The sequence below is a fragment of the Providencia sp. PROV080 genome (genome assembly GCF_033688105.1).
GTDB lineage: Bacteria > Pseudomonadota > Gammaproteobacteria > Enterobacterales > Enterobacteriaceae > Providencia > Providencia zhejiangensis.
Genome location: NZ_CP096347.1, coordinates 162,639 through 187,069 on the forward strand (window position 1 = coordinate 162,639; position 24,431 = coordinate 187,069).

At 51.4% G+C, this 24,431-nt stretch carries 38 protein-coding genes and 2 pseudogenes; 36 read left to right on the forward strand and 4 right to left on the reverse strand.

The window, feature by feature from the left end:
• Positions 1–4 precede the first annotated feature (4 nt).
• The 13 genes from M1F03_RS19740 (at position 5) to M1F03_RS19800 (ending at position 7,374) form a co-directional block, all read left to right on the forward strand.
• Positions 5–298: a hypothetical protein gene (locus tag M1F03_RS19740; RefSeq protein WP_001370730.1), complete on the forward strand. Its 294-nt coding sequence runs from the start codon at positions 5–7 to the stop codon at positions 296–298.
• Between the two features lie 4 nt (positions 299–302).
• Positions 303–1,157: a hypothetical protein gene (locus M1F03_RS19745; protein WP_000539392.1), complete on the forward strand. Its 855-nt coding sequence runs from the start codon at positions 303–305 to the stop codon at positions 1,155–1,157.
• Complete coding sequence (locus tag M1F03_RS19750; RefSeq protein ID WP_000829616.1) at positions 1,157–2,116, forward strand: S49 family peptidase; 960 nt, start codon at positions 1,157–1,159, stop codon at positions 2,114–2,116. The genes M1F03_RS19745 and M1F03_RS19750 overlap by 1 nt, the downstream gene beginning before the upstream one ends.
• A gap of 15 nt (positions 2,117–2,131) precedes the next feature.
• The gene (locus tag M1F03_RS19755) at positions 2,132–2,992 is read left to right on the forward strand and encodes a DsbA family protein (protein ID WP_000139698.1); all 861 of its coding nucleotides are present in this window, start codon (positions 2,132–2,134) and stop codon (positions 2,990–2,992) included.
• A gap of 33 nt (positions 2,993–3,025) precedes the next feature.
• Positions 3,026–3,454, forward strand: a complete 429-nt coding sequence (locus tag M1F03_RS19760; RefSeq protein WP_000591074.1) for a hypothetical protein — start codon at positions 3,026–3,028, stop codon at positions 3,452–3,454.
• 56 nt (positions 3,455–3,510) lie between these two features.
• Positions 3,511–3,870 carry a hypothetical protein gene (locus M1F03_RS19765; protein WP_000422768.1) on the forward strand — a complete coding sequence of 120 codons (360 nt, stop codon included), beginning with the start codon at positions 3,511–3,513 and terminating at the stop codon, positions 3,868–3,870.
• Positions 3,870–4,316 carry a Fe3+-siderophore ABC transporter permease gene (locus M1F03_RS19770; protein WP_000919345.1) on the forward strand — a complete coding sequence of 149 codons (447 nt, stop codon included), beginning with the start codon at positions 3,870–3,872 and terminating at the stop codon, positions 4,314–4,316. Before M1F03_RS19765 ends, M1F03_RS19770 begins: the two co-directional genes overlap by 1 nt.
• Positions 4,313–4,831 (forward strand): nitrite reductase, encoded by a 519-nt coding sequence (locus M1F03_RS19775; RefSeq protein WP_000210756.1) that lies wholly within the window; start codon positions 4,313–4,315, stop codon positions 4,829–4,831. The genes M1F03_RS19770 and M1F03_RS19775 overlap by 4 nt, the downstream gene beginning before the upstream one ends.
• Entirely contained in the window at positions 4,831–5,061 is a 231-nt protein-coding gene (locus M1F03_RS19780) for a hypothetical protein (RefSeq protein WP_000972663.1), read from the forward strand. Before M1F03_RS19775 ends, M1F03_RS19780 begins: the two co-directional genes overlap by 1 nt.
• Positions 5,048–5,905, forward strand: coding sequence for a hypothetical protein (locus M1F03_RS19785; protein WP_001167032.1), 858 nt, complete (start codon positions 5,048–5,050; stop codon positions 5,903–5,905). Before M1F03_RS19780 ends, M1F03_RS19785 begins: the two co-directional genes overlap by 14 nt.
• Positions 5,906–6,135: 230 nt before the next feature.
• The gene (locus tag M1F03_RS19790) at positions 6,136–6,663 is read left to right on the forward strand and encodes a thermonuclease family protein (protein ID WP_001236377.1); all 528 of its coding nucleotides are present in this window, start codon (positions 6,136–6,138) and stop codon (positions 6,661–6,663) included.
• 57 nt (positions 6,664–6,720) lie between these two features.
• On the forward strand, positions 6,721–6,993 hold the full coding sequence (locus tag M1F03_RS19795) for an HU family DNA-binding protein (protein ID WP_001043047.1): 273 nt from the start codon (positions 6,721–6,723) through the stop codon (positions 6,991–6,993).
• An 87-nt stretch (positions 6,994–7,080) separates the two neighbouring features.
• Positions 7,081–7,374, forward strand: coding sequence for a chromosome segregation protein ParM (locus M1F03_RS19800; RefSeq protein WP_001239997.1), 294 nt, complete (start codon positions 7,081–7,083; stop codon positions 7,372–7,374).
• Between the two features lie 26 nt (positions 7,375–7,400).
• Here the strand turns inward: M1F03_RS19800 and M1F03_RS19805 are convergent, their stop codons facing one another.
• Both M1F03_RS19805 and M1F03_RS19810 read right to left on the reverse strand, forming a co-directional pair.
• Positions 7,401–7,703 (reverse strand): XRE family transcriptional regulator, encoded by a 303-nt coding sequence (locus tag M1F03_RS19805; protein ID WP_272572990.1) that lies wholly within the window; start codon positions 7,701–7,703, stop codon positions 7,401–7,403.
• Positions 7,704–7,707: 4 nt separating this feature from the next.
• Complete coding sequence (locus M1F03_RS19810) at positions 7,708–8,058, reverse strand: type II toxin-antitoxin system RelE/ParE family toxin (RefSeq protein ID WP_000270043.1); 351 nt, start codon at positions 8,056–8,058, stop codon at positions 7,708–7,710.
• 162 nt (positions 8,059–8,220) lie between these two features.
• Between M1F03_RS19810 and M1F03_RS19815 the strand changes: the two genes are divergently transcribed.
• The 4 genes and pseudogenes from M1F03_RS19815 to M1F03_RS19830 all read left to right on the forward strand — a co-directional run bounded on the left by M1F03_RS19815 (position 8,221) and on the right by M1F03_RS19830 (position 10,149).
• Positions 8,221–8,769, forward strand: coding sequence for a transcriptional regulator (locus M1F03_RS19815; protein ID WP_001061574.1), 549 nt, complete (start codon positions 8,221–8,223; stop codon positions 8,767–8,769).
• Positions 8,770–9,109: 340 nt separating this feature from the next.
• Positions 9,110–9,304, forward strand: coding sequence for a hypothetical protein (locus M1F03_RS19820; protein WP_000343597.1), 195 nt, complete (start codon positions 9,110–9,112; stop codon positions 9,302–9,304).
• Between the two features lie 10 nt (positions 9,305–9,314).
• Positions 9,315–9,686: pseudogene (locus M1F03_RS19825) on the forward strand (hypothetical protein).
• The gene (locus M1F03_RS19830) at positions 9,679–10,149 is read left to right on the forward strand and encodes a hypothetical protein (RefSeq protein WP_001281821.1); all 471 of its coding nucleotides are present in this window, start codon (positions 9,679–9,681) and stop codon (positions 10,147–10,149) included. The pseudogene M1F03_RS19825 and the gene M1F03_RS19830 overlap by 8 nt, the downstream one beginning before the upstream one ends.
• 14 nt (positions 10,150–10,163) lie before the next feature.
• On the opposite strand, the gene M1F03_RS19835 is transcribed toward M1F03_RS19830, so the two are convergent.
• Positions 10,164–10,499 (reverse strand): hypothetical protein, encoded by a 336-nt coding sequence (locus tag M1F03_RS19835; protein ID WP_000683476.1) that lies wholly within the window; start codon positions 10,497–10,499, stop codon positions 10,164–10,166.
• 96 nt (positions 10,500–10,595) lie between these two features.
• On the opposite strand from M1F03_RS19835, the gene M1F03_RS19840 reads away from it, so the two are divergent.
• The 17 genes from M1F03_RS19840 (at position 10,596) to M1F03_RS19920 (ending at position 22,639) form a co-directional block, all read left to right on the forward strand.
• Entirely contained in the window at positions 10,596–11,084 is a 489-nt protein-coding gene (locus M1F03_RS19840; RefSeq protein ID WP_001273096.1) for a DUF1643 domain-containing protein, read from the forward strand.
• A gap of 2 nt (positions 11,085–11,086) precedes the next feature.
• Positions 11,087–11,584: a hypothetical protein gene (locus M1F03_RS19845; protein ID WP_000062185.1), complete on the forward strand. Its 498-nt coding sequence runs from the start codon at positions 11,087–11,089 to the stop codon at positions 11,582–11,584.
• Positions 11,585–12,145: 561 nt separating this feature from the next.
• Complete coding sequence (locus tag M1F03_RS19850; RefSeq protein WP_000434071.1) at positions 12,146–13,078, forward strand: hypothetical protein; 933 nt, start codon at positions 12,146–12,148, stop codon at positions 13,076–13,078.
• Between the two features lie 73 nt (positions 13,079–13,151).
• On the forward strand, positions 13,152–14,615 hold the full coding sequence (locus tag M1F03_RS19855) for an AAA family ATPase (protein WP_272572991.1): 1,464 nt from the start codon (positions 13,152–13,154) through the stop codon (positions 14,613–14,615).
• A 155-nt stretch (positions 14,616–14,770) separates the two neighbouring features.
• On the forward strand, positions 14,771–15,100 hold the full coding sequence (locus M1F03_RS19860; protein WP_000277953.1) for a hypothetical protein: 330 nt from the start codon (positions 14,771–14,773) through the stop codon (positions 15,098–15,100).
• Between the two features lie 4 nt (positions 15,101–15,104).
• On the forward strand, positions 15,105–15,497 hold the full coding sequence (locus tag M1F03_RS19865; protein ID WP_000018404.1) for a hypothetical protein: 393 nt from the start codon (positions 15,105–15,107) through the stop codon (positions 15,495–15,497).
• Positions 15,498–15,545: 48 nt separating this feature from the next.
• Positions 15,546–15,740 (forward strand): DUF2997 domain-containing protein, encoded by a 195-nt coding sequence (locus tag M1F03_RS19870; protein WP_000757530.1) that lies wholly within the window; start codon positions 15,546–15,548, stop codon positions 15,738–15,740.
• 44 nt (positions 15,741–15,784) lie between these two features.
• The gene (locus M1F03_RS19875; RefSeq protein ID WP_000225028.1) at positions 15,785–16,918 is read left to right on the forward strand and encodes a hypothetical protein; all 1,134 of its coding nucleotides are present in this window, start codon (positions 15,785–15,787) and stop codon (positions 16,916–16,918) included.
• An 11-nt stretch (positions 16,919–16,929) separates the two neighbouring features.
• A complete protein-coding gene (locus tag M1F03_RS19880; RefSeq protein WP_000039129.1) occupies positions 16,930–17,277 on the forward strand; it encodes a hypothetical protein in 348 nt (115 codons plus the stop codon).
• The gene (locus M1F03_RS19885) at positions 17,274–17,702 is read left to right on the forward strand and encodes a hypothetical protein (protein WP_000988987.1); all 429 of its coding nucleotides are present in this window, start codon (positions 17,274–17,276) and stop codon (positions 17,700–17,702) included. The genes M1F03_RS19880 and M1F03_RS19885 overlap by 4 nt, the downstream gene beginning before the upstream one ends.
• Positions 17,695–18,258, forward strand: coding sequence for a hypothetical protein (locus tag M1F03_RS19890; RefSeq protein ID WP_000004673.1), 564 nt, complete (start codon positions 17,695–17,697; stop codon positions 18,256–18,258). The genes M1F03_RS19885 and M1F03_RS19890 overlap by 8 nt, the downstream gene beginning before the upstream one ends.
• Before the next feature lie 11 nt (positions 18,259–18,269).
• The gene (locus tag M1F03_RS19895) at positions 18,270–18,758 is read left to right on the forward strand and encodes a hypothetical protein (protein ID WP_001256127.1); all 489 of its coding nucleotides are present in this window, start codon (positions 18,270–18,272) and stop codon (positions 18,756–18,758) included.
• Positions 18,697–19,014: a type IV secretion system protein gene (locus M1F03_RS19900; RefSeq protein WP_011742556.1), complete on the forward strand. Its 318-nt coding sequence runs from the start codon at positions 18,697–18,699 to the stop codon at positions 19,012–19,014. The genes M1F03_RS19895 and M1F03_RS19900 overlap by 62 nt, the downstream gene beginning before the upstream one ends.
• Positions 19,015–19,024: 10 nt before the next feature.
• The gene (locus tag M1F03_RS19905) at positions 19,025–19,909 is read left to right on the forward strand and encodes a TrbG/VirB9 family P-type conjugative transfer protein (protein WP_000735066.1); all 885 of its coding nucleotides are present in this window, start codon (positions 19,025–19,027) and stop codon (positions 19,907–19,909) included.
• Positions 19,909–21,069 carry a type IV secretion system protein VirB10 gene (gene virB10 / locus M1F03_RS19910; RefSeq protein ID WP_000101710.1) on the forward strand — a complete coding sequence of 387 codons (1,161 nt, stop codon included), beginning with the start codon at positions 19,909–19,911 and terminating at the stop codon, positions 21,067–21,069. The genes M1F03_RS19905 and virB10 overlap by 1 nt, the downstream gene beginning before the upstream one ends.
• 41 nt (positions 21,070–21,110) lie before the next feature.
• A complete protein-coding gene (locus M1F03_RS19915; protein WP_000128596.1) occupies positions 21,111–22,106 on the forward strand; it encodes an ATPase, T2SS/T4P/T4SS family in 996 nt (331 codons plus the stop codon).
• Entirely contained in the window at positions 22,106–22,639 is a 534-nt protein-coding gene (locus tag M1F03_RS19920; protein WP_272572992.1) for a phospholipase D family protein, read from the forward strand. The genes M1F03_RS19915 and M1F03_RS19920 overlap by 1 nt, the downstream gene beginning before the upstream one ends.
• A 173-nt stretch (positions 22,640–22,812) precedes the next feature.
• On the opposite strand, the gene M1F03_RS19925 is transcribed toward M1F03_RS19920, so the two are convergent.
• The gene (locus M1F03_RS19925; protein WP_011742557.1) at positions 22,813–23,118 is read right to left on the reverse strand and encodes a DUF6710 family protein; all 306 of its coding nucleotides are present in this window, start codon (positions 23,116–23,118) and stop codon (positions 22,813–22,815) included.
• A 248-nt stretch (positions 23,119–23,366) separates the two neighbouring features.
• On the opposite strand from M1F03_RS19925, the pseudogene M1F03_RS19930 reads away from it, so the two are divergent.
• Together M1F03_RS19930 and M1F03_RS19935 are read left to right on the forward strand one after the other, a co-directional pair.
• Positions 23,367–23,546 (forward strand): annotated as a pseudogene (locus M1F03_RS19930) (ArsR/SmtB family transcription factor); the annotation flags it as partial.
• 64 nt (positions 23,547–23,610) lie between these two features.
• Positions 23,611–24,315 (forward strand): IS6-like element IS26 family transposase, encoded by a 705-nt coding sequence (locus tag M1F03_RS19935; protein WP_001067855.1) that lies wholly within the window; start codon positions 23,611–23,613, stop codon positions 24,313–24,315.
• The last annotated feature ends 116 nt before the right edge of the window (positions 24,316–24,431 follow it).

The following is a 24,431-nucleotide window of genomic DNA, read 5'->3' on the forward strand; positions in this document are numbered from 1 at the left end:
TGTGATGGAAAAAGTCAAAAGCGTAGATGCCGTGGAGTTCACGGCAGCAGATAAGAAGGCGATGACCCATGCGGCATACGCCCAGTGTTTCTTCATTCTGGCCCAAGTGATGGCATTCCCTTCCCTGGGGGTGGCTGGCGCTATGGTTGCTGCTCTGTGCGGCATGATGCCGTGGTTGACCAAGTTCGCCAAAGAGGCTCCATCGAAAGCCTTTGGCATGGTGATGGCTTCACTCTGCCTTGCTCCTGTGTACGGGAAACTCTGTGAGCTGGTGGTCCACGCGATTCAGGGAGCTTGAGCTTATGGGGGTAGTACGAGTTCCCTACCTCTTGGCTGAGCTGAAAGAACGCGGATGTGCTGATGAATCTGCTCTGGCGCAGGTTATGCAGCCTGGATGCCGAATTGGAGAGGAAGACCTGCGGAAGTTGGCCGCAAATTTAGGGCTTGAAGTGTCCGAGCTGGCACCAGCGCCAGAGAACGCGGCCAACACCCGGTTCAAAGCAAAGCTGAGAGGAGGTTTGGCCTCCTTTCTTTTTGAGTACGACGGCTGTTTCCGACATGCAGAAGGCTCCAGCCATGCAGAAATGTTGGGTATCGAGCAAGAAGACGACATAGGTCTTCCGAGTCGAGCTGCTGACGCCATGCTCCTGGAGAAGACGCTTTACCAGGTAATCGCTCGGGCTAAGTACATGCTCGGCAAAATCGACAGCAAGTTTGTCAGGTCAGAACAAGCAATCGAGTTCCGTGAGCAACTTGCTCCTGGGATCTTCAAACCAGGTTACAGAGGTTTCCGATTCAAGGAGGCTGCCGCTGGTGATTTGCCTACTGTCATGATTGACGGTCGGAAGTTCAACTGCGTTGCCAGCATAGCCAGAGCACATGGACTTGATCCGGTAACGGTGCGTAGGCGCATTGCGGACACCGGGAAGGCCGCAGACAAACTCTCCAATGATGAGTGGAAGCTCATCCTCGCCAAGAAAAAAGGTAAAGGGAAACCCTTCACCTATCTGGACAGGACCTACAGCAACATTGCTCAGTTCTGTCGTGAGCATCAGCTCAACACCAACCTTGTTTACCAGAAAGTCAAAGACCGGGCTGATAGCGCTGATGAAGAGTTCTGGGGACTGATAATCGAAACATGCAAAAGGAAAAACTAATGGCAGAAAACAAAGAGATCCCCTGGGAGAAAGAACTCATTGAGAAGTACATGTTCACCCTGCATAAAGAGCAGGTGAAAGACCGGCGCTGGCGGACCATGTTGCGTGTGCTTCGCGCATCTGGTTTCGTGCTTCTCATGATCGGCTTCATCATTTTGGCATCTAATCCGGGTGGGATGCCGTGGCAAAGCGCCAAGGCAGGAGCCCCTCACACCGCGTATATCAACATCCGTGGTGAAATTGCTGCTGGCACTCTGGCCGATGCTGATCACCTTATCCCGTCCATCCAAGCTGCATTCGACAACCCGAACTCACAAGCTATCGTGCTTCGCATAAACAGCCCTGGCGGTAGCCCGGTTCAAGCAGGACGGATTTATGACGAAGTGAAGGCGCAGCGAGCCCTTCATCCGGAGAAAAAGGTCTACGCCATCATTGATGACATCGGTGCCTCTGGCGGTTACTACATCGCCTCTGCTGCGGATGAAATCTATGCTGACCGCGCCAGCCTTGTCGGTTCTATCGGCGTCATCAGCTCGGGGTTTGGATTCACCGGCTTGATGGACAAGCTCGGCATCGAGCGCCGGGCTATCACTTCCGGAGAGCACAAAGCGCTTCTCGACCCATTCTCCCCTCTTACCTCTGACATGAAGAAATTCTGGGAGGGCGTTCTATCGAAAACCCACCAGCAGTTCATCGAACGAGTGAAGGCTGGGCGGGGTGATCGACTGAAAGACGACCCAGAGGTGTTTTCTGGATTGCTCTGGAACGGGGAGCAGGCCAAAGACATTGGGCTGATTGATGGCCTGGGTAGTTTGAACTCCGTGGCGCGAGACGTCATCCACCAGAGCAACTTGGTGGACTACACACCAACCGAAGACATCATCCGGCGACTGACCCAACGAGCGAAGCTCGAAGCCAGTTCCTTCGTGCAAGAACTCAGCGCTGTGAAAGTTTACTGATAGGAGCAGTTTGATATGACAGAACAAAGTACCAAATCACTACGTCTCGGGGTTGTTGCCGCCATTCTTTTGGGGCTCGTAGGAACCGGGTTCGGGATCTACCAGTTCGTGAAAGAGAAGGATCTGGCGCAAGAGATCGCCAACGTGAAGTCTACGGTCAACCAGGTGAAGGATGCCGAAGGCGTCACCTTCAAAAGCAAGGCAGAGTTTGAAGCTGCTGTGGCCGAAAGCATCAACAAGTTTGTCGCGCAGAAACAACAAGCCGACATCGATCAGAAGTATGCCCAGTTCGAGGCAGCACCTGAGAAGGTCGAAGAAGGCAAACACATCTACGGGGACCTTGGTGCTCGGTTCACGCTGGTGGAGTTCTCCGATATGGAGTGCCCATTCTGCAAGCGATTCCACGACACACCCAAACAAATTGTGGATGCCAGCAAAGGCAATGTGAATTGGCAGTGGAAGCACATGCCTCTCGATTTCCATAACCCGGCAGCTCACAAGGAAGCTCTGGCCGCTGAATGTATTGCTGAGCAGAAGGGCAACCGTGGCTTCTGGGTCTTCGTTAACGACATTTTCCACCATACCCAGGGGAATGGTGGCGGTGTTGCTGACCTGGCCTCTGTTGTCACTGGTGTTGGTGCTGATCTGGATGCGTTCCGGGAGTGCCTCGGCTCAGGAAAGTACGAAGACAAGGTTGAAGCTGACATCCAGAAAGCCAAGAGCTATGGCGTCAACGGGACACCAGCCACTTTTGTAGTGGACAACCATACCGGCAAGAGCCAGCTTCTCGGCGGCGCTCAACCGGCGCAAGCCATCATGGCCGTGATGCGAAAAATGATGATTGAGTCGCAACAAGACGACTCCGCGAACCAATAAAAACTTTCACATGTGAAAGTGGAGTGAGAACTGATGATCAAGATTACAACTAAATTGGGATGCCTTCTGGCGGGGCTGCTTGTCCTGTCGGCTTGCTCAAGCGTCCCTCAGCCAAACAACGAATACGCGAAGGCCTTGGATGATACCAAACAGGTATGCGCTGCCTGTGCCCTGGTTGGTAATGACCTGCTGGTTGCCCTCAACAAGTCATGCGACACCCCAATGACCCCCGAGACTCTTACAAGCGTCATGAACAGTAACCCGATGTTTGCCGCCATGATGGCAATTAACTCCATAGGTGGAACCGACTTCTATCAGGTTTACCGTGATGCGGCCATAGACACCCTGCGGTGCAATGAAATGGACAGTTGGCCTGATCGGACCAAGGTGCGTTTCCAGCAGCCCGACATGCAAAAGGCGCTGGCCTTGAGGGTTTCTGCCAGACAGCAGAAGGCAAATTAACTTTCACATGTGAAAGTCAGGCTCTCCGGGGCCTGATTTCACTATGAGGTGAATCTATGGAGTTACAAGAAGCAAAAGAGGCTCTCGATAGCCTTCATCCACACAAGGCCTCAGCGCCTTTGAGGCTTGTCATCCACCAGCCAGGTGGGATTGGTGGAACCCCTACAGTGGGGGTGAAAGCTATTCACGCAGGCTTTGACTGGGACAGCAACACCATCCTGATCTATCCGGAAGAGCAGCTCACCCGGTTGACGCCGGATGAGGTCGCCGCCATCACGAAGTCAGTATCGAAAGGACAGTCCTGGCATTCATATCAGCAGTTCAAGAAGTATCGGGAGCAGTTGGCCGAAGCCACGGAAGAAATTAATAGGCTCAGGGCTGAGCTGGGCAGGTATCAGAATAACGGGAGGGGGTAATGCTAAAACGCGGAATTATCAATCTCGCTGCTAGTTACATCATTGTTGATGCCCTACTCCGGAATGCAGCAATTTGGATCTTTGGCTTGTCCTTCTCCGTTGGTGGCACTTACGTCACTGGCGAGGCCAGTACATGGGTCGTTTACCTAGCCACTTCTGGTGCCATGACACTCTGTTCTGTCGTAACAGCCTACCTGCTCGTGACCTATCACCGCTGGGGGCTGATGACGGCCAGGGTCTGGTTGCTATTGAGTGCCTGCCTAAACGGCTATGCCGTCTATTTGAGTAGCCACAACATCCAGTTGGTGGTGGCACTGCTTTCCAGCCTGTTTATTGCTTTGTGGATGCTCAAGACCCTTGAGCAACCAGCAGTGAAGGGGACGTACAAGGTAATCGCTGATCTTCACCGTCAGCTATGGGGAATGTTGAAGGGGCAAACACAATGACGACGAATACTCAAAACGCGAACGCCAACCAGGTTCGGTCTTTACGCGACATGCTTGTCCCCGCCCTGTTGTTCTATGTGGTGATGACGGCCATGTTTGTGGGTCTTGACGCATTCATGGATAAACCCACCAGCATGAACCTGCCATTTATGCCGTTCCTTGTCTCGATGGTGAGTTTTACCAGTGACGCACGTCGAGCGTGGGACTGGCGAAACGGGACCAAGGTTGTAGCTGTATTGACTGCGGTAGCCATGCTGTTGGCATTCATCTATCAGCTCGCGGTCGGAGAGATGAATCTCTTAGGGGTTGGTATATACCCGGCCACAGCCATCCTTCTGTTGGCAATCTCCTGGGTGATTCGCGCTATCGGAAAGACAGCACCTTTCCAGTTCCTGGGGAGACACCTGGCGCGGTTTGGTGCATCGAAGTGGGTCCAGCGTACCGCCGCAGTCATTGTGCTCGCGGGAGGCCTTGCCATCACTATCTATGCCTACTGGCTTAACCACGGGAGCTGATGATGATCATTGCAACGAAGAACGGCTTTCTGGTGGCCGCAGAACTAATCAGGGAAGAGGCCGGGTACTGGCTACTACAGCCTCGTGACCAAAAGACGCCGGTCAGGGTGAATAAGCAGGATAACAATAAACGCGCTTTCACGCATATGGGAGACGCCCTTCGCTGGGCCGGTGATCCTGAGCTTGCAAAGCAATTCGATGCCGAGGGGGAAGAACATGCAAATTCGTGACTACATGACAAAGTTGTTTGACGCATTTGGTGATGTGGAGGAAGTCACCCGAGAAATGCTTCTGGAGCAGGCGGAGCTCATTCATACGATCAGCGATAAGTGTCAGAGCACAGGCCTGTTTCTGGATAGTCAGGTTCGTTTCAACCAGTTCGTTCAAGAGATTGAGGCTGACGACAAGGTAGAGGATCGGTTGCTTCATGCTTGGTGCTGGGTAATGGACCGAATAGTGAAGGCTCCAACATCCTTTCACATGGATGGGGCTGTGATTTTGACAATGCCTCTGGTCGCCAGATACCTGCCACCGGTTGAACAGGAGCCGGAAACCATCGTGGTGAATCTCGATGAGGACTACAAGGCTCCTGTAGGCAACCAAACGCTCTGCGAGCTCGTTATGGAACGGAGGCATTGGCCGCAAGGTGCAACCTGTGCGACCCAAGAAGCGGACGGGGGAGTCCTCTACTGGGACGCCCCGGTTGATGTGGTAGAGGAAGGCAGAAAGGTCGCCGGTAAGCACGGCATGATGGCCGAGATCGGATTGAAACATCAGGTTGATGCCTGGTATGCAGATATGGACGAAACACGGCTCGCAACCGATTGGAACACCGCCGTCATTACGCCTCACTGCTTGCTGCTTTCCTATCTGGATGTGCTTCAAAAGAACAAAGTTCCCTTTGATGAAGGTGTGCAGCTTGCTGCCGAATGGGTGAAGCAACTTGGCGGGGAATTTCGTGAAGACACTGAGGAAGCGCCGGAAGCTGAGGCTTCAGTGCTTTCCCTGGGGAGAGCCACGGCTCATTGCTTTAAACCCTATCCGGACACAAAAAATTTCTATTACGAGGCCTAAGCCTCACCCAAACAGGAGGATCAACATGCGATACCAGGTATTTAAAACGAAGGAAGGGGGCCAGCCGGTGTTTACGGCACCGTGGTACTGGTTGGCCTCTGCCATTGCTCACTGGTCATCTCTTAACTGGGATGCCTGTCGAATCGTAGACAGCAAGGTGGATGAAACAAGGCTCTGTTGGGCCAAGGCTCTACCGGCTGGGAAAAAAAAGTAATTTGGATGGAGTGATTATGAGGTTAGGTTTTGTGAAAAATACGGGGGTTTCAGCGTTCCTGGTAGCCATGCTGGTGGTGGCCCCTCAGGTATGGGCAGAAACCTTTACTGCGAAGGTTGTGGGGGTGTCTGACGGTGATACGGTCAAGGTCCTGACTGAACAAAGCTGTGACTCCGGGAAAGATTGCCGGAGCGGCAAAATCCAGTACCGGGTAAGGCTGGCGGAAATCGACACCCCAGAGAAGAAACAACCCTACGGCTCAAAGGCGAAACAGGCGTTGTCCGATCTGGTGTTTGGTCGAATGATTAAAGTCGAGCAAATCGACAAAGACCGTTATGGCCGTCTGGTCGCCAACCTTTATGTCGATGGCAAATGGGTCAATGCCGAAATGGTCCGTTCTGGGAGTGCGTGGGTGTACCGGCAGTACGCCAAAACACCGGAGCTGTTCAAGCTGGAGGCCGAAGCCAAAGCCGATAAGCGAGGTCTCTGGGCATTACCGGAATCGGAGAGAACTCCCCCTTGGGAGTGGCGAAGAAAGCACTAACCACACCCCAGAGTATGCAGGTGTAAACAGTAACCAAGAAAACAAACAGGAATAACGATGAACAAAAGTGAACTGATTATGAAAGTGGCCGAAGACGCTGACATTAGCAAAGCAAAGGCCGAAGCTGCGGTAAATGCGCTGATCAACTCAGTGACAGAGGAGCTTAAAGCGGGTGGGACAGTAGCGCTCACTGGGTTTGGTACTTTCCACGTTAAGGAACGCGCAGCGCGAACCGGGCGGAATCCCCAGACTGGAGAGAACATCCAGATCGCGGCGGCCAACATTCCTGGGTTCAAAGCTGGTAAGGGGTTGAAAGACTCCGTGAACTAGATCTTAATCATGTGACACATGAATAAGGTTTACATAAGGCTCCTTCGTGGGAGCCTTATTCATATCAGACATGAATAAGGGGAAGGGATGAGATTGTCGTCAACTCAAAAAGACGTTTTGTTCATTCTATACGCAATTGAGGCCGGTGGAAAAGCCGAGCCTGTACCAGGTGTAAAAATACTGGAGATGATCAATTCAGCTCGCCAGAGCGGTATTCATGGAACGAACTTCCGAACGTCATGCCACACGCTGGTGGAGAACGGCCTGTTGAACAAGTACCGGAATGCTTCTCTAAAGCTGGCCTTTAGGCTGACCGACGATGGCAGGGAACGTGCAGGAGAGATATACCGAAAACGGCTGGAAGAAGAGCAAGAGAAGTAATACGCCCCATAACGGGGCGTATCGAGTTAAACGGCAAAGCCGTAGTGGGTGCCGTCCGGAAGTTCAACATCGAGGCGTAGCTTGCCACCGGAGGCCTCAACGTACCGCTTAATGGACGACAGCTTGAGATCTCGTCCAGGTTTTTCCATCTCGGAGACTGTCGGCTGTCTCACACCCAGAGATGCAGCAATTTCCCCCTGGGTAAGGTTCATGCGATCACGAAGCTCTGCCAAGTGGATGTTCAGTAACATCTCAGTGGCCGCTTTCTGTGCTTTGGCAACAACCTCAGGCTTTTCTGTTGCCAGCATTTGGTCAAGAGATCTTGCCATAACGTCACTCCTTCTTCAATTTATCCAAGTGCGCCGCAAACTCACGGTCTGCAATTGGGATCATTACTTCATAAAACCTTTTCTCGTCCCCGGTCTTGTTACCGGCGCAGAGAAGAATCCCCTTACGCTTTGGATCGAACGCAAAGAACGCTCTGATAGGATCTCCTTTGCTTTGGACCCGAAGCTCTTTCATGTTGCTGTAGGATGAACCGTTAACAGTATCCGCGTATGGCCTCGACAGCATGGGGCCTCTATCTCGCAGCACCATCATCGAAGCCAGCACGTTTGCTCTATCGGTATCATCCAGTGCATCGAACCACTCATCAAAGGTGTCGGTTGTCTCGATGACCCACATGATTTCTCCTTACTTAATATAGGTGCAATCCTATATAGATTCAAACCTATAATCAAGAAAAATCGGCGGCGATGGGGGCCGAAATGTCAGTAAGTAGTCATGTGACTAAAATAGGGGGTAGAATAAGCCTCGATATAGTCATGTGACTAAAAGGTGTCCTGAATGAACAACCTACCCCTACTGCTCGATGCAAGAGAAGCCATTGACTACTACCACCAGCATCCAGGCATGACTGATGCAGAAAAGGCCTATGTGGTCGCGTTCCTAAGCGGAGAGGGGCGTTCAAACAGTCAGATCAGAGAGGATCTGGGTATTGAGAAGGTCTATACGGTTACACACCTGAAACGCGCCGGTACGCTATCGGAGGAAGAGCTAACACTCTGGCTCAGAAATCCACGCAAGATCACCCTGGGGCATGTGAGGGCCGTGGCTAAGTTACCTTTCAGCAAGAGAGAAAAGCTCCTGAGGGATCTCCTGCATACCAGGACACCGGTTCATAAATTTGAGGCGATAGCGAAGGGCAAAGAAGTGGACAGGGATGCAGACATTAAGCGCCTGGAGACCCTGATGAGCGATGCTACGGGTAGGCCTATCAAAGTTCGCTATAACCCCGCGAAGCGCTCCGGGGAACTGACGCTGGGATTCTTCACGCTCGATGACCTGGATGACGTGTGCAAGGCTTTGGGGTTTGATCCAAGCGAGCAGATGTAAACCAGAAAACTTTCACATGTGAAAGTCTTGCAAGGTGTCTTTTTATTGTTTACAGTATCATAAAATGAATCTGTAAAGGTGCGCGATGAATGTGCTTCCAACGAAAAGCTGGCCTTGGGCGTTATAACTCAACCAGACCTGAGTGGCTGGCGGCGTACCGAAACGCAAGATGTATGAGAAGCTCAGGTAAAGAACCTGATGCTTCTCTTTCCGGGATAGCTTGGAAGGCGCAACTCATTGTTGCCCATGAAAGAGGCAGAATTGACAGCCTGGCTGTCCCTTTGGATGCCAGATTGATAGCAAAGAACCTCATCGACGAGATCCTTGCTGAGGAGAACTGATGGACGAAAAAATTACCTACGAAGAAATGCTTGAACAACTCGACCAGAAAGGCATCCGCGTCACCAACGGGGCGAGACGGCTTTATGTCGCGTTGAACAACGGAGTCAAAGCTGAGGTGCTGGGTAACTGCGGTCCCGCCACAATCAGCTTGGTTGACGGGATGATTGTTGTGGAAGAGCAGACTCTCCACTAAGGGCAGCAGCATGGGCAAAAAAGTACACATCATTTGTGGAAAGTGCGGCAGTGACGAGATGAACTTTGTCATCAATGAACACTGTCCAGACGATCCCCAGAATGTTGCCAGTATGTCCTGCTCAAATTGTTGCGAACTGACAGGCATAGCCGAGTGGTAGGAATTTAATGGACGTGAGCTGAAAGGTGAAGCCGTCGCCCTATCAACACCGGCAAACGTGAATGCTCTTCTAGGATTGCTTCGCCAGGCGATGGACAGCGTTGAGTATCGCCTCTATGGCGGGGACATGTCATTGAGCGGTAATGATGCTGCCGAACTCATAGACCTCCAGGAGCGAGCTGAGAAGGTCTTGTCTGTTCTTCGGAGTGATCAGCATGAGTGATTTATACGAACCGCTTGAGTTTGTGTTCTGCGGCTTTAGGAAAGGGGACGCTGGGCTATTTATCTCGGTAGCCACTTTGCGCGATGGTGTTTTAGGCCGTGAGATGTATTTCTCAAAGGGAAAAAGCAAAAGGCGCTGGGTTGTCGGTGGCATTTACTCAGGGGCCTCGTTTTCGGACAACGGAGCAAAAGGTCTGGATGATGCTCATTACGTTAAAGCATGGGAAGTGCAAGGCGACAAGATAGAGTGGCAAGCAAAAAGCGAGCAAGCCGAAGCCTTGGCGCGAAGCGAGAAACTTGAAGCCGACGATAGGAAGCGCAATGAACTCGAAGAGCTGATGCTACCCATCAGGAAGCAATATGGGGCATTAACAAAGCGACGTGATAGGGCAGGGGCCGCAGCTCTTGAAGAAGCTGTCCTGAGAGCGCTGAGAGCGCCCATCAGGAAGGCTGAGGAGAAATAACCGTGGAGCCAGTCTTAGCTAAAGCATTCGCCGGTTTTAAAGTCGTAGCTGTAAGTGCCCATCAGATTGGCTTTTCGGCTTTTCTTGCCATTGGTGTTTGCTGGCGCTTTAGGGGTCGCAAGTACGCCATAGAACAGGATACCAACAAGTGCCGCTTGCCACGCGAAAACAGCAACCAGAATCCAAAAAGCAGCAGCCAGAACCGGCAGTTTGTGCAGAAGGTTGAGCACCGACTTGGCCCAAATCACTGCCGGGATAGCCAGCACTGCGTAACCCCAGTTGGTGGCCTCAAGCATAGCCAGGCCAAGAATAACAACAGCCATCAGCGCGATATTCAGTACATGTTTCATGGTCATCTCTCCTTTTCAACTTACACTTTTATCCTATCACAGCATTAAAAAATGCAACTGTGAAAGGGCATTTTTCATTCAAAAAGAGGTGACACTTTGAGTGCAATTATCAGCAAGTGCGGCATGTACAGATACCGTCTGGAAAGGGATGTGCAACCCGAAGGCCTTGTGTTCGGTTATTTTGGTGTAAACGGCTCTACGGCCACGGCCACCGAGGACGATCACACGGTCAGAAAGTGGATAGGGTTTACCAAGGTCAACGGAGGGAGGCGATTCATAGTCGGTAATGCTTTTGCTTTTCGGGCGACCGACGTTCGAGAGCTGGCTACGGCGGTTGATCCTGTCGGGCCTGAAAATGAAATCCACTTGGAAAGGATTATTCGGGATGCTGATGTCTTGGTGCCCTGCTGGGGGAGCCGAACTAAGCTGCCTAAGTCTTTGCATGTTCATTTGGACAGGCTTTTAGAGCAGCTCGTTGCATCTGGGAAGCCGGTATTGGCATTTGGCGTGACTGGTTCGGGGGACCCGAAGCACCCACTAATGCTTGGATATTCGACAAAACTTGTGCCCTGGGGAGGAAAATAATTATGTCGATGCTTGAAGCACGTTACTTCGTGGCAAAGATAAGCGATGCACAGGCCGTGCTCTGCGATGAGGAGCTGGCGACACTGGAAAGGCTGATCCGGAAGGTTGATGATGGCCGCAGAGCAAATGGCAAGAGCTCGCTTACTTGCGTTGTTGTCGAAGAAGATTGGCCGAACTGGCAGCAAACGGTTGACTCTGTACTTTCACTTGCTGACGGGAAAGACAACGATTGGACCAATGCCACACCAGAACAAATCAAGGCCTTTTGGGTCGATGACTCAGTTTGGAAAACTCTGGATGGCCGGGATAAATGGATTGAAGATCTCGACCTGCTGGTGGACGGTTCCCCGGTGGCTTCTGAGTGGGAACCTTTTGGCTTGGAATCAGGGCAGTCTGTCGTCATACGAGGCGGATGGATAGAAGGGAATGCCTTGAGTGATGATGGCGTACCGCTAGTGCAGGCATTCGTCGCTTGGAAACAGGGCCAAGACAACCACTAAAGGAAAATTACTTCGGAAGGGCGGATATGGCCGCTTTCTTTTTAATATTTACAGCATCACATAATGATACTATGATGTTGTTAATTTACTTGGGGAGGCGCTTATGCTCACTGCTAAATGTATAGGGTGCGGATGCACCGATGATCACGCTTGTGTTGAAAACGGTCAACCGTGTCACTGGCTTCGCGTGAATAGAGTGGAAGGTATCGGGGTCTGCTCTTCGTGCCCGGATGCTCTCAATCAATTCGCATCGACCAGCCAGGAACAAGCAACTGGACAGGATGACTACCGGAACAGTCCAGAATGGAAGGATTTTTCATCACGCATTGGTAATGCACTATGCGGGGGCCGGAGCAAAGCAAAGTAAGGTAAAAACGGCTATGCCGTTTTTTATTTGTCTATTACGGCATCACATTATAAGCCTGTAAATGCTGAATCTGTAATTGCCCAAAATGGGCGTGAGCAGGGGCGGGGTGTGAGGTCGTTCTAAGGCAAAATACTTTGTACTGGCAGAACAAAGAAAGAATGAACTTTCACATGTGAAAGTTTTTGGGGTACGGGATGGAACAAGCAATTCAAAGTTACTTGGCTGACGACCGGCAATATCAAGACAGGATTACCGCAGCTCTCAGCCAGGTTGAAGAGAAAGGTGCAGAGTACGAAGCTCTTTGCCAACAGCGTGCTCAGTTGGGGATCTGGCAAAAAATTATAACGTTCTGGCAGTTTCGTCGAGACATCGCCGTTATACGTTCAGCACTAAAAGGCCATAACAGCGATTTGCGGTATTTGCGCCGTGGGAGAGACCAGCTCAAAGAGGGATTGGTTTCTCGGGCCGTGAAGCAAGCGATTGACGGTAGCCAGATTCTGGAACGAATCACCCAAGCTCAAGATAGGCTTGACGCCGCATCTCGACTCCACGAGAGCAACAAGCGACTGGTGGACATGGGGCAAAAAGCCTTACGTGAAATCAGTGAGGCCTCTTCCAGTGTTTCATCAGCACAAACAATGGAGGTTCTCGACCTTGTGACTGACAACAAGGGCATTTCCGTCATGTCGTCGATGTCAAACTCCTCGGCCAGCAGTGAAATAGACGATGCGAAGAGAGCTGTGAAAGCCTTCGCAAATGCGCTGGGGGATCATCGTGACATTGTGGGCTCACTGCACCACTCAATGGCAACTGAGTTTATCGATCTGGGTATGGACTTTGCCGGTTTGAATGATGGTTTCGACTTTGGGAGCGTCTTCTCGCTGTTCAGCTTGTCGTCTGCCAGTTCCTCTCTGGACAAAGTAGAGTCTCGCGTTGAATCTCTGATGCCAGATCTAAGACGAGCCGCCTCCAATTCGGCAGCAGAGTATGCCCGTGTTAACGAAGAGTTCTTTGGCCTGAAACAACAGGCCTGTTGCCAAGTGCATGAGTTGCTGGTGACAAATGGTATAGACGTGTCAGTCAAGCGCGTTGAGTCCGCCGTGAACAGCTACAGAGTTGGAAGGTGATATTTACAGCATCATAAAATGAACTTATGATGTGAGGTGATCAACAAGTCGAAATTTATTTAAAGGATAAGCGATGAGCGATATTACACAGCAAATGGACAAACTTGAGATTCCAATCAAGTTGTCCTTTCCAGTCATCAACGTTAGCACTTTTGAGCTGGGCCGCGCAGAGAGCGTTTTCTCTGACATTGCAAAGAAAGTCGGCAAGCACTTTATTGTAATGCCATTCAAGAAGCTGCCTGATCCAGGCACGATGAAGGCAATGGTGGACGAGTCCAAGAAGTCCTCCAAAAACGGAGTTGTCGTGTTCGACACTTTCTTTTTCGACCGCCAACGTGCAAACCCGGAAACACTCCCAGCCCTCAAGTCATCACTGACCTATCTGGAGAATGAGGGGATCAACTACATCATCGCTGGCAAAGACGTCTTCAATGAAGAGTTCGTTTATCACATCGATCTCCCGGCTATGAGCAATCAGGAAATCCTGAAACTGCTCCAGACCTGTGAAGATAACGTGAAAGATGGTGGAGTCTTCGAGAGCAACGAACGTGCTGTCATCGCAAACCACGCCTTGGGCTTGTCACACACCCAGATGAAGAACGTCTTCACCTACTCCGCTTACTTGAAATTCAAGGGTGAAGAATACCTGGGCGAGATCCGAAAAGAAAAAGCTCACATCTTGCGTGATGTCGGCCTCGATGTGCTTGAGGCCATTGATATTGGGAATGTCGGTGGTCTCGAAAACCTCAAGGAGTTCCTCCAGATACGTAAAGCCGGTTGGGACAAAGACCTTCCGGTAAAAGGTGTCCTTCTGGCCGGTGTACCTGGTGGTGGTAAATCGCTGACGGCAAAAGCCGCTGCCGGTGTACTTGGCACTACCTTGGTTCGCCTGGATATGGGCCGTTTCTATAGCAAGTATCTCGGTGAAACCGAGCGCCAGTTCAATCGTGCATTGCAGACCATTGAGCAGATCGCACCCGTTGTTGTGTTGATTGACGAGATGGAGAAGTTTTTTGGTAATGCCGATGGCGAACACGAAGTATCCAAGCGCCTGCTGGGCTCTTTCCTCTACTGGCTTCAAGAGCGCAAGAAGAAGATCTTCATTGTGGCGACGGCCAACCGGGTTCAGTCGCTGCCTCCTGAATTGATGCGAGCTGGCCGCTGGGACCGAGCATTCTTCATTGATCTGCCAAGTGTGGCTGAGCGCCAGAAGATTTTTGAGATCCACCTCGCCAAGCAGAAGGCCAACATCGCCGCGTTCGATATGCCTAAGCTACTTCGTACCACCGAGGGATACACCGGGGCAGAGATTGAACAGGCCGTCATTGACGCGATGTATCTGGCGAACGCTCAGGACAAAGAGCTCAACAATGAAGCGCTGGTGGATGCGGTCACTCGCATTACCCCGACCAGTGAAACTCGCCGGGAAGACATCAACCAGATTCGCAGTTTGCGGGATCAAGGCTTCTATCCGGCCAATAACTTCGATGTTCAAGAGCAGAATGGCTCTGGACGCAAACTTGCCATCGAGGACTAAGCGATGGAGTGGATTTTTTGGACTGCTCTTGCTGTGTCATTGATATTCCACTCAGAAGTCAGCGACTTAATCAATGCTCTAGCTGAGTGGGCTAGGGAGCGAGCTGGTGCGGCCAGGAGAGAGCATCAAAACGGCAGAGAGGAGAATTGACCGTTATGTACAAACAAGACATTGAGAAGGGGATTGAGCTGCTCAAGCTGTGCAGCAAACTCCAGTCAGAAAAAGATGGAGTGGATAGACCAGAGCCTCTGGTTATCGACAAGAGTAAGGTGCTGGACCAGTTCGCCCGAGACGTTTCCACATCGATCACCTACATGAGTTCGTTGTTCAAGCTCATCCCCATGATGGAAAACCTTACCGAGCTTGGCCGAAAGCTGGAGAAAGAAGGAAAGATCGAAGTTTCTCTCGGGCAAGACTATTCCATTGCCGCGCTTAACTTTGTTATGTCGGAACACGGCATGACACCCGAAACAACTCAGGAGTGATGAGATGAGCCATATCGTAAAAGGCAAGGTGCAGGTCGCCTACAAAGACAAAGAGCTGCTGTTGAAGGCTCTGGAGGGAGTTGGCGTTGTTGTTGAAAACGAAAAGCTGTACCGCGTGGGCGCTGGCTACACCTTCGAGAAATACCCGATTGTTCTGATCGACCAGAACAACAAGGAGCACCGGATTGGCTACAAGGAAAAAAACGGTGTTTGGGAGCAGTACCAGGAAAACTACGGCTCTTATGGCCGCTGGACGCAGCAGGCAAGCAGCAAGGTGCAGGATCGCTACATTGCCTTCCACTACGAGCAGCAGTTGAAAGAGGAAGGTTTCAGCGTGACGGTGAAGCAGCATCACGATGGCACTTTGGAACTGGAAGCTGAGGAAGCTGTTTGGTAATAGCGCCAAGGCAATCAGATTAGTTGAACTTAACGACGAGGTGACAAAGTGAAAAAGGTAAACATCAAGATCAAGGGCGGCAAGATTGCTGCCGATTTCACGGGGTTTCAGGGTAAGACCTGTGAAGCGCTGGAACAGCGTATTCGCCCGGAAGAGCTCGAAGTCGAAGAAAAAGAGCTGAAACCCGAGTACCACTTCAATGCTGGTCAAACCCAGCACGAAACGGAACAGAACGAATGGTGATGAGAAGGACAGGGCGCGTCCCCCTTCTTTTGCTGGTTGGTCTCATGGTCGCAGCTCCTGCGGCCTTTGCCAGTGACTTTGTGACTGGCGTTATGGTGGGGCAAATGCTCTCAGATGACTCAGGCAGCAAGAAGATAGAGGACACTGGCCCGGAGAGCAAAACGGTCATTGATTACCATGACGGTCAGCCAGTTGTGACCAAAGTGGAGGCCTTCAAAAGCAATAAATGGCGCAAACTGGATGGCCCTCAGGGCGGCTATTTTGTTTGCCCAGGTGAATACCGTAGCTATTCGGGAAGGCTGCGATGCCGTATTCATGATGACGGGTTTAATGGCTTTATGGGCGGTATGACTGATGCTCAGGAGCTGCCGCTCCAAGAAGCTCTGACCAAGTTGGAAGGTAAACCCATCTCCCTGCAAACCATTGAAGTCCACGGCAACAACCTGGCAGTCAAATACCAGTTAGCACCACCAGCACAAACGCACGTCAAAACTCAGGATCTGGGGGTGGTCAAGCAGGATGGTGAAACGCAGAAGGCTGCCAGCCAACAATCAGCGTCATCCATAGTGACTGCACCAAAGAGTGAACCTCCCAAGCAGATTAATGCTGCACAAGACACTGACCGCAATACCAGTGCGTTTCAAAGTCCGTTCGAGGAGGTAAGTGACTCCATGATCGGTCTAATGGATAGCTCTTTCGTCAAAGTCATAGCGGGATTGATGCTGGTGTTTGGGGTTGCTAGTGGAATTATGAGGCAGAGCCCATCAGGAATTGTGATGGGGATAATGCCTGCAATTATGATCATGACCGCGCCAACGGTTATTCGTACCGTATTCGATACAGGCGCGGCCAGTACCAAGCCAGTGGAAGATAGCGGAAGCTCATTTCCTTTCTTCTTGGTGGCAATAGTACCGGTGCTGATTTTCTTTGCCTATAGAGCTTTTATGAATAACCGGAGCGACTCCGAAATTGATGAGTTGTTAAGAGAAGCCCGACGTGCAGAAAGGGCTGAACGACCAAGCAATGAGCCTCCCTCAGTGGATGAACTCCGTGAGCGCCAGCAACAAAACACAGAAAGAGAACCGGTGGTTGTCAGCTCATCAGCTCCGGCACCAAAGGTGCAAAAGGAAGAGCCAATCGAAGTACAGCCAGGCAAGCGCAAAATTATTTTGGATTAGTGGGGTCGGTTATGAGCAAAAAGCGCATCGTAATCAAAAATGGTGAGGTCTGCGGGTTTGCCGATGAGGTTTCCTTCAAAGGCCTTGAAGTGCAGGAATACAGTAAAACAAGGGTTTCGCGCATCGTGCCGACGAGCGGCATTCTAATGATTGCGTTCTATGTTATTCGCGGACTTTGTTCAGACGAGTCAAAGATTGCGGCATGGACTCGTGTTTGGCGTTGCCAGTGGAAGGTGCTGATCGACGGTAAAAGCTATGGCCCATTCAGCAGTCGTGCGGATGCTATCTCGTTCGAGAAGGACGAGATCTACAAACAAGGCAAATTCTTTGCCGATGCCACTCACGAGGCGGCAGTATGATGACACGGGCGGCTATGGCCGCTCTGTTATCCGCGTTGGTAATAGGCCTTGTGTCTGATTTGGCCGCACAAGAGCTGGTGGTAAGCCCGGTGGCTATAGACAAGTCCACTGAGGTGGAGAAAGAAGCTACCTTCCACAACCGCAAGTGGGTGTTAAGGACGGGGCAGGTTAGTGGATTCTTCATCTGCCAAGGAGATAACAAAGACATTTACTACCGGCATGACAGGGTGGGCGCTCACTGCCAGAAGACATCGACTGGGTGGCGCAATGTACTGGGTCTCAGGGACGATGTTCCGGAAGTTGAGCTGAGCGTGTACCTGGGGACCGTTGAAGGTGTCCCCGTGAAAGTCCTTCATCAGGAAGTGGATGGTTACGATCTGAAAGTGCAGTACAAGGTTGCACGTAAAGGGTCAGCAAATGAGTGAGAGTGTGCGTCGGTCAACGCCGATGGTAAAGATTAAAGTCCTGCCGAGTTTCGTAGGGGTTCCCTTCCCGTCGGTGCTACTTATCGTTGCGGGGCTCCTTAATGGCCCTTTGTGGGGCTTTGCCGCATTCGTCTTTCATATCGTCATCAAGCGGTACATCTACAGAGAATACCGGAGGTTGCCATATCCGATGCCAACCGGCTCAAGGCCTATGGATGAGTTGAGCGATCTCCTTGTAAAGGGGATACCGGAGGAATTTTTCCGGCGGCTTGACGCAGCTTGCAGCTCTGATGCGTCAGTACAAATAACCTGCCCAAAGAAATACCGGCTGCTCAAAATGTCGTTGAATCGCTATGCCAACCGCGCTGGTTGTTACCCGCAGTTCCGGGAGGGGGATGAAATAGCGATTGAGGTAACAGAGCAGAGACCAAGAAAAGCAGGAGCAGGGAAGGGCTTTCCAAGTATTCAAGATCTGAAAGCGTCAGAGGGTGTTCTGAGTGAACCGGAGCAGCCTATCGAAATTCAGAAAGATAAGCGCAAGATTATCTTGGATTGAGGTGGGTTGGAATGCGGTCATTTTTATACAGAATATTGCTTCTTTGCTTCGTCATTATCGTCCAGATAGGGCTAATCGCCATTGATGCGAGCCCGTTGGTTGTTGCTATGTTCCTCTCGCTAACAGCTTTAGTCGCTGGGGTCTGGATGGCGTACCTTCATTCCCGATTTTTGATGGCGGTGACTCCAGTAGTTGTCTCTGTGCTAATGGCGACCCTCGCCATGAAAATGTTTGAGCCGAGACTCTTTGTTTCTGCCAGCGAAAAAGGCTGGTTCCCTTTGTCATTGTTCGTCTCGATACCGTTTTACTTCTACTTGAGTTACTTGCTTGAGATAGAGGAGAAGAGACGTACATTCCGGGCCAATGTAATTGGTTTTTTGCGTGGAGTTTCGGAAGAGATCCGTCGTTCAACTAGAGAGCATAACGGCCGTTGGCTTAATGTCCACGCCGAACGTGGCAGAGTCTTACCAGAGCAAGTTCAAGGGCCGCAACGGTCTTGATAAGGTTCTGGGCGACAGTGAAACGACCCGCGTGAAGATTAACTCTGTGATCCTCGATAAACCGCACGGCGTAGCAACGATACGCTTTACTACGGTTCGCCGCGTGCGCAGCAATCCCGTTGATGATCAGCCGCAGCGCTGGATTGCCATTATGGGGTATGAATATAAATCGCTGGCGATGAATGCTGAGCAGCGTTATGTCAACCCGCTGGGTTTCCGCGTGACGAGTTATCGCGTCAACCCTGAAGTTAACTGAGGGCTGCCCCATGAAAAAACTACTTCTTTCAGCAGTCGTTTTGTCAGTCCTGGGAGGCGCGGCCACTAACGTTATGGCGCTTGAGGTTGGCCGCAATTCTCCTTATGACTATCGCATTAAAAGCGTTGTTTATAACCCTGTTAATGTGGTCAAAATTGACGCTATCGCCGGTGTGGCTACCCACATTGTTGTCGCGCCTGACGAAACCTATATCACTCATGCTTTTGGCGATTCTGAAAGCTGGACGTTTGCGCACAAAATGAACCATTTTTTTGTGAAGCCGAAACAGGCCATGAGTGATACCAACCTGGTGATCGTCACCGATAAGCGCACCTATAACATCGTCCTCCATTTCATCGGTGAAGAAACGAAGAAAAATGCAGACGGTACGGTATCAAAATCCTTTATTGAAACGCCGTGGGCTGTGCGCCAGGCCGTTCTTCAGCTGACCTATGAATATCCGTTTGAGCAGCAGGAAAAAGCCAAAAGCGCGGCTGATAAAAAACGCATTACGCAGAAGCTGAAGCAGACGGCTTTTGCGGGGGCGAAGAACTATCAGTACGTAATGAGCGAACAGCCTGAAATGCGCAGCATCCAGCCGGTTCACGTCTGGGATAACTACCGCTTTACCCGGTTTGAGTTTCCGGCCAATGCGGAGTTACCGCAGGTCTACATGATTTCGGCCAGTGGCAAAGAAACGCTGCCTAACTCTCATGTTGTGGGTGAGAACCGCAACATCATCGAGGTGGAAACCGTCGCTAAAGAGTGGCGTATTCGTCTGGGCGATAAAGTCGTTGGCGTTCGTAATAATAATTTCGCGCCGGGCGCCGGTGCGGTAGCAACCGGCACGGCTTCCCCGGATGTGCGCAGGGTTCAAATTGGGGAGGATAACTGATGGCCCGTAAAAGTGTCGATGTAGATCAGGAACTCGATGAAAACACCGGAGACGGTGAATTCGAAAGCGAGCGTGGCGGATTTAAAGGCAGTAACCGCCGTTCGGCTCCTGGTATGAAAGCCTTTGTCATACTGATGGCGCTGCTTGCTTTGGTATTCATCGGGATTACGGTCATGGGTAAAATTCGCACCCCGGCTAAAGCTGAAGCTGATAAAGACGGTGGTAAAGCGCAACAGGCCAATACACTGCCAAACTACAGCTTTAACAGCGATCCTGATGTTAATAAACCTGCAACTGCGCAGAATAGCGCCACTGATGCCCGTGCTGTGCAGGCTGCCGCACAGGCAGATGCAGATGCGGGCAGCAGCAATACCGCCGCGCGTACCTCTAATAAGCGTAAAGAACCTTCGCCTGAAGAACTGGCTATGCAGCGTCGTCTGGGCGGCGAGCTGGCCCAGACTAATCAGGCGGCTACAAGCAATAGTCCCGGAGTGCAGCCCCAGGACAACGAAACAAGCGAAGGTAGTTCAGCACTCGCTAAAAACCTGACTCCTGCAAGGCTGAAGGCTAGCCGCGCTGGAGTCATGGCTAATCCCAGCCTGACTGTTCCGAAAGGCAAAATGATCCCCTGTGGTACCGGCACCGAGCTGGATACCACTGTTCCGGGTCAGGTTTCCTGCCGGGTTTCACAGGACGTTTACTCAGCTGATGGACTCGTTAGGCTGATTGATAAAGGCTCATGGGTTGACGGGCAGATTACCGGTGGTATCAAAGACGGCCAGGCGCGCGTGTTTGTTCTCTGGGAGCGTATCCGCAATGACCAGGACGGGACAATCGTTAATATTGACAGTGCCGGAACGAACTCACTCGGCAGCGCGGGGATTCCGGGCCAGGTGGATACCCATATGTGGGAGCGTCTGCGTGGTGCGATCATGATTTCGTTGTTCTCTGACACCTTAACGGCGCTGGTTAACCAGACGCAGAGTAATAACATTCAGTACAACAGCACAGAAAACAGCGGTGAGCAGCTGGCGTCTGAAGCACTTCGCTCTTACATGTCTATCCCCCCTACCCTCTACGATCAGCAGGGTGATGCGGTGAGCATTTTTGTTGCCCGCGACCTCGATTTCAGCGGCGTTTATACGCTCGCAGACAACTAAAAAAGTGGGCGCTTAGCGCCCGCTTTTCTTCAGGAGTAATCATGACTGATGCAGCTTTCTATCAACTTGGCCCACTGCGCGAGTATTTAGAAGATCCTACTGTTTTTGAAATTCGCATTAACTGCTTTCAGGAAGTTATCTGTGATACGTTCAGCGGCCGCAGGGTTGTGCAGAACGCGGCAATTACGGCAGATTTTATTAGGAACCTTGCTAAATCGTTGGTGAGCAGCAACAAGCTGACCATGCAGGCCATTAATGACGTGATCCTGCCTGGCGGGATCAGGGGCGTTATCTGTCTGCCCCCTGCGGTGATTGACGGTACAACGGCCGTAGCGTTTCGTAAGGATTTGGCGGCCGATAAAAATCTGGAGCAGCTGACCAGCGAGGGGATTTTCAGTGACTGCCGGAAGATTACCGGCAGCAAGCAAAGCCTAACGGATGATGATTTTTTCCTTAAAGAGCTGCACAGCAGCGAAAAATGGCCCGCATTCCTGCAAACCGCCGTTGAGAAGAAACGCACTATCGTGATCTGCGGTGAAACCGGGTCGGGGAAAACGGTACTCACGCGCGCGCTGTTAAAATCGCTACATAAAGACGAGCGTGTAATTATTTTAGAGGACGTTCACGAAGTCACGGTCGATCACGTTGTAGAAGCCGTTTATATGATGTACGGCGATGCAGGAAAGATCGGCCGCGTCAGCGCCACTGATGCCCTGCGAGCCTGTATGCGTCTGACACCGGGCCGTATCATCATGACTGAGCTTAGGGATGATGCTGCGTGGGATTATCTTAAAGCACTTAATACCGGCCATCCAGGCGGTGTTATGTCAACGCACGCTAACTCTGCGCGCGATGCCTTTAACCGTATTGGGCTGCTTATCAAAGCGACCCCTATCGGCCGTATGCTCGATATGAGCGATATTATGCGAATGCTCTACTCCACCATTGACGTTGTGGTGCATATGGAAAAGCGGAAAATCAAAGAAATTTATTTTGACCCTGAATATAAAATGCAGTGTGTGAACGGGAGCCTGTAATGAAAAACTTAGCAACCTGGCTTCTGGCCGCAGCATTTACGACAGCCGCCCTGCCCGCCTTTGCGGTGGAACCATCCGTTCAGGTTGGCTACTCGCCTGAAGGAAGCGCCCGCGTTCTCGTCCTGAGCGCCATTGACTCCGCAAAAACCTCGATACGGATGATGGCTTATTCTTTTACCGCCCCGGATATTATGAAGGCACTGGTAGCAGCCAAAAAACGGGGAGTTGATGTGAAAATCGTAATTGATGAAAGGGGCAATACGGGGCGCGCCAGCATTGCGGCCATGAACTACATAGCGAACAGCGGCATCCCTTTGCGTACTGACAGTGATTTCCCTATCCAGCATGACAAGGTGATCATCGTGGATAATGTGACCGTTGAAACTGGCAGCTTTAATTTCACCAAAGCGGCCGAAACGAAAAACTCGGAGAATGCGGTGGTGATCTGGAACATGCCTAAGCTCGCTGACTCATTCCTCGAACACTGGCAAGACCGCTGGAATCGGGGGAGAGACTACCGTTCCAGCTACTGAATACTGACCGCCGAAAGGCGGTTTTTTTTGTTCAAAGAAACTGATCTCAGTATCGCGCACGGGGCAGCTGGCCAACGTCGCCGGCATCGCGCCGGCAAAAATCGAAAAACAGAAATATCAGCAAGATAGCTTAAACAGGTGTCGGGAAATTTCGTTGAGATATTTTGAAGGAATCACAGTGTAAGCAGGCGGCCTATTTCAAAAAAGGCGGCTGTACGGTAGTCACTGACTCTCTCGCAGATCTTCCCGCTCATGTACCAGTAATACCCGTCAGTGCTGACAATATCGAGCAAATACCGCATATCATAAACCGTATCGGGTATTACCTCACCCTCACCGGCCAGAACGCCGCTGGCAATAGAATGGTTCCCTCCTCGTACAAAGCCTATCCGCCAGGGCAACCACAAAGTAACGCGGTGGTTAATATCCTGTACCCACGGATTGCCCTTAGCGCTGCCTATATGGGGTCTGAGGTCCAACCATGCGAAAAACCACGTTAAGAAAGCAACCTTCTGAAAAGGCGACGTTTATCAGTTTTTTTTCCGGCCATAAAGGGGGCGGAAATTATTCCCTGCACGGGTATTCGCAAGGATTTCGGTAGTGCTCTGGCTCTGCCCCCCATAACCTGGCGGACAGAGCATGATTGGGAAAGCGGTACCCTCACGGCAGAAACGATTGACGCAGGCTATATTTCTATTATTCTGGAAATATAGATAAAGGAGGTATTATGGATTTAAACACTGCTGCAAACGCACTTCGAGAACTGGGCCACCCGACACGTCTCAGCATATACCGGGAGCTGGTCAGGGCGGGTCATGAAGGCCTGCCGGTTGGCGAACTGCAGAAGCACCTTGAGATTCCTGCCTCCACGCTCAGCCATCATCTTTCAGCGCTGATATCCGCTGGACGGCACTGTTGCAAATAGTCGGTGGTGATAAACTTATCATCCCCTTTTGCTGATGGAGCTGCACATGAACCCATTCAAAGGCCGGCATTTTCAGCGTGACATCATTCTGTGGGCCGTACGCTGGTACTGCAAATACGGCATCAGTTACCGTGAGCTGCAGGAGATGCTGGCTGAACGCGGAGTGAATGTCGATCACTCCACGATTTACCGCTGGGTTCAGCGTTATGCGCCTGAAATGGAAAAACGGCTGCGCTGGTACTGGCGTAACCCTTCCGATCTTTGCCCGTGGCACATGGATGAAACCTACGTGAAGGTCAATGGCCGCTGGGCGTATCTGTACCGGGCCGTCGACAGCCGGGGCCGCACTGTCGATTTTTATCTCTCCTCCCGTCGTAACAGCAAAGCTGCATACCGGTTTCTGGGTAAAATCCTCAACAACGTGAAGAAGTGGCAGATCCCGCGATTCATCAACACGGATAAAGCGCCCGCCTATGGTCGCGCGCTTGCTCTGCTCAAACGCGAAGGCCGGTGCCCGTCTGACGTTGAACACCGACAGATTAAGTACCGGAACAACGTGATTGAATGCGATCATGGCAAACTGAAACGGATAATCGGCGCCACGCTGGGATTTAAATCCATGAAGACGGCTTACGCCACCATCAAAGGTATTGAGGTGATGCGTGCACTACGCAAAGGCCAGGCCTCAGCATTTTATTATGGTGATCCCCTGGGCGAAATGCGCCTGGTAAGCAGAGTTTTTGAAATGTAAGGCCTTTGAATAAGACAAAAGGCTGCCTCATCGCTAACTTTGCAACAGTGCCGGGCAGGGTAGTACCGTTGGCCCGGCGTTCGATAGTACCGTCCGGATACTGCCAGATATCGGCG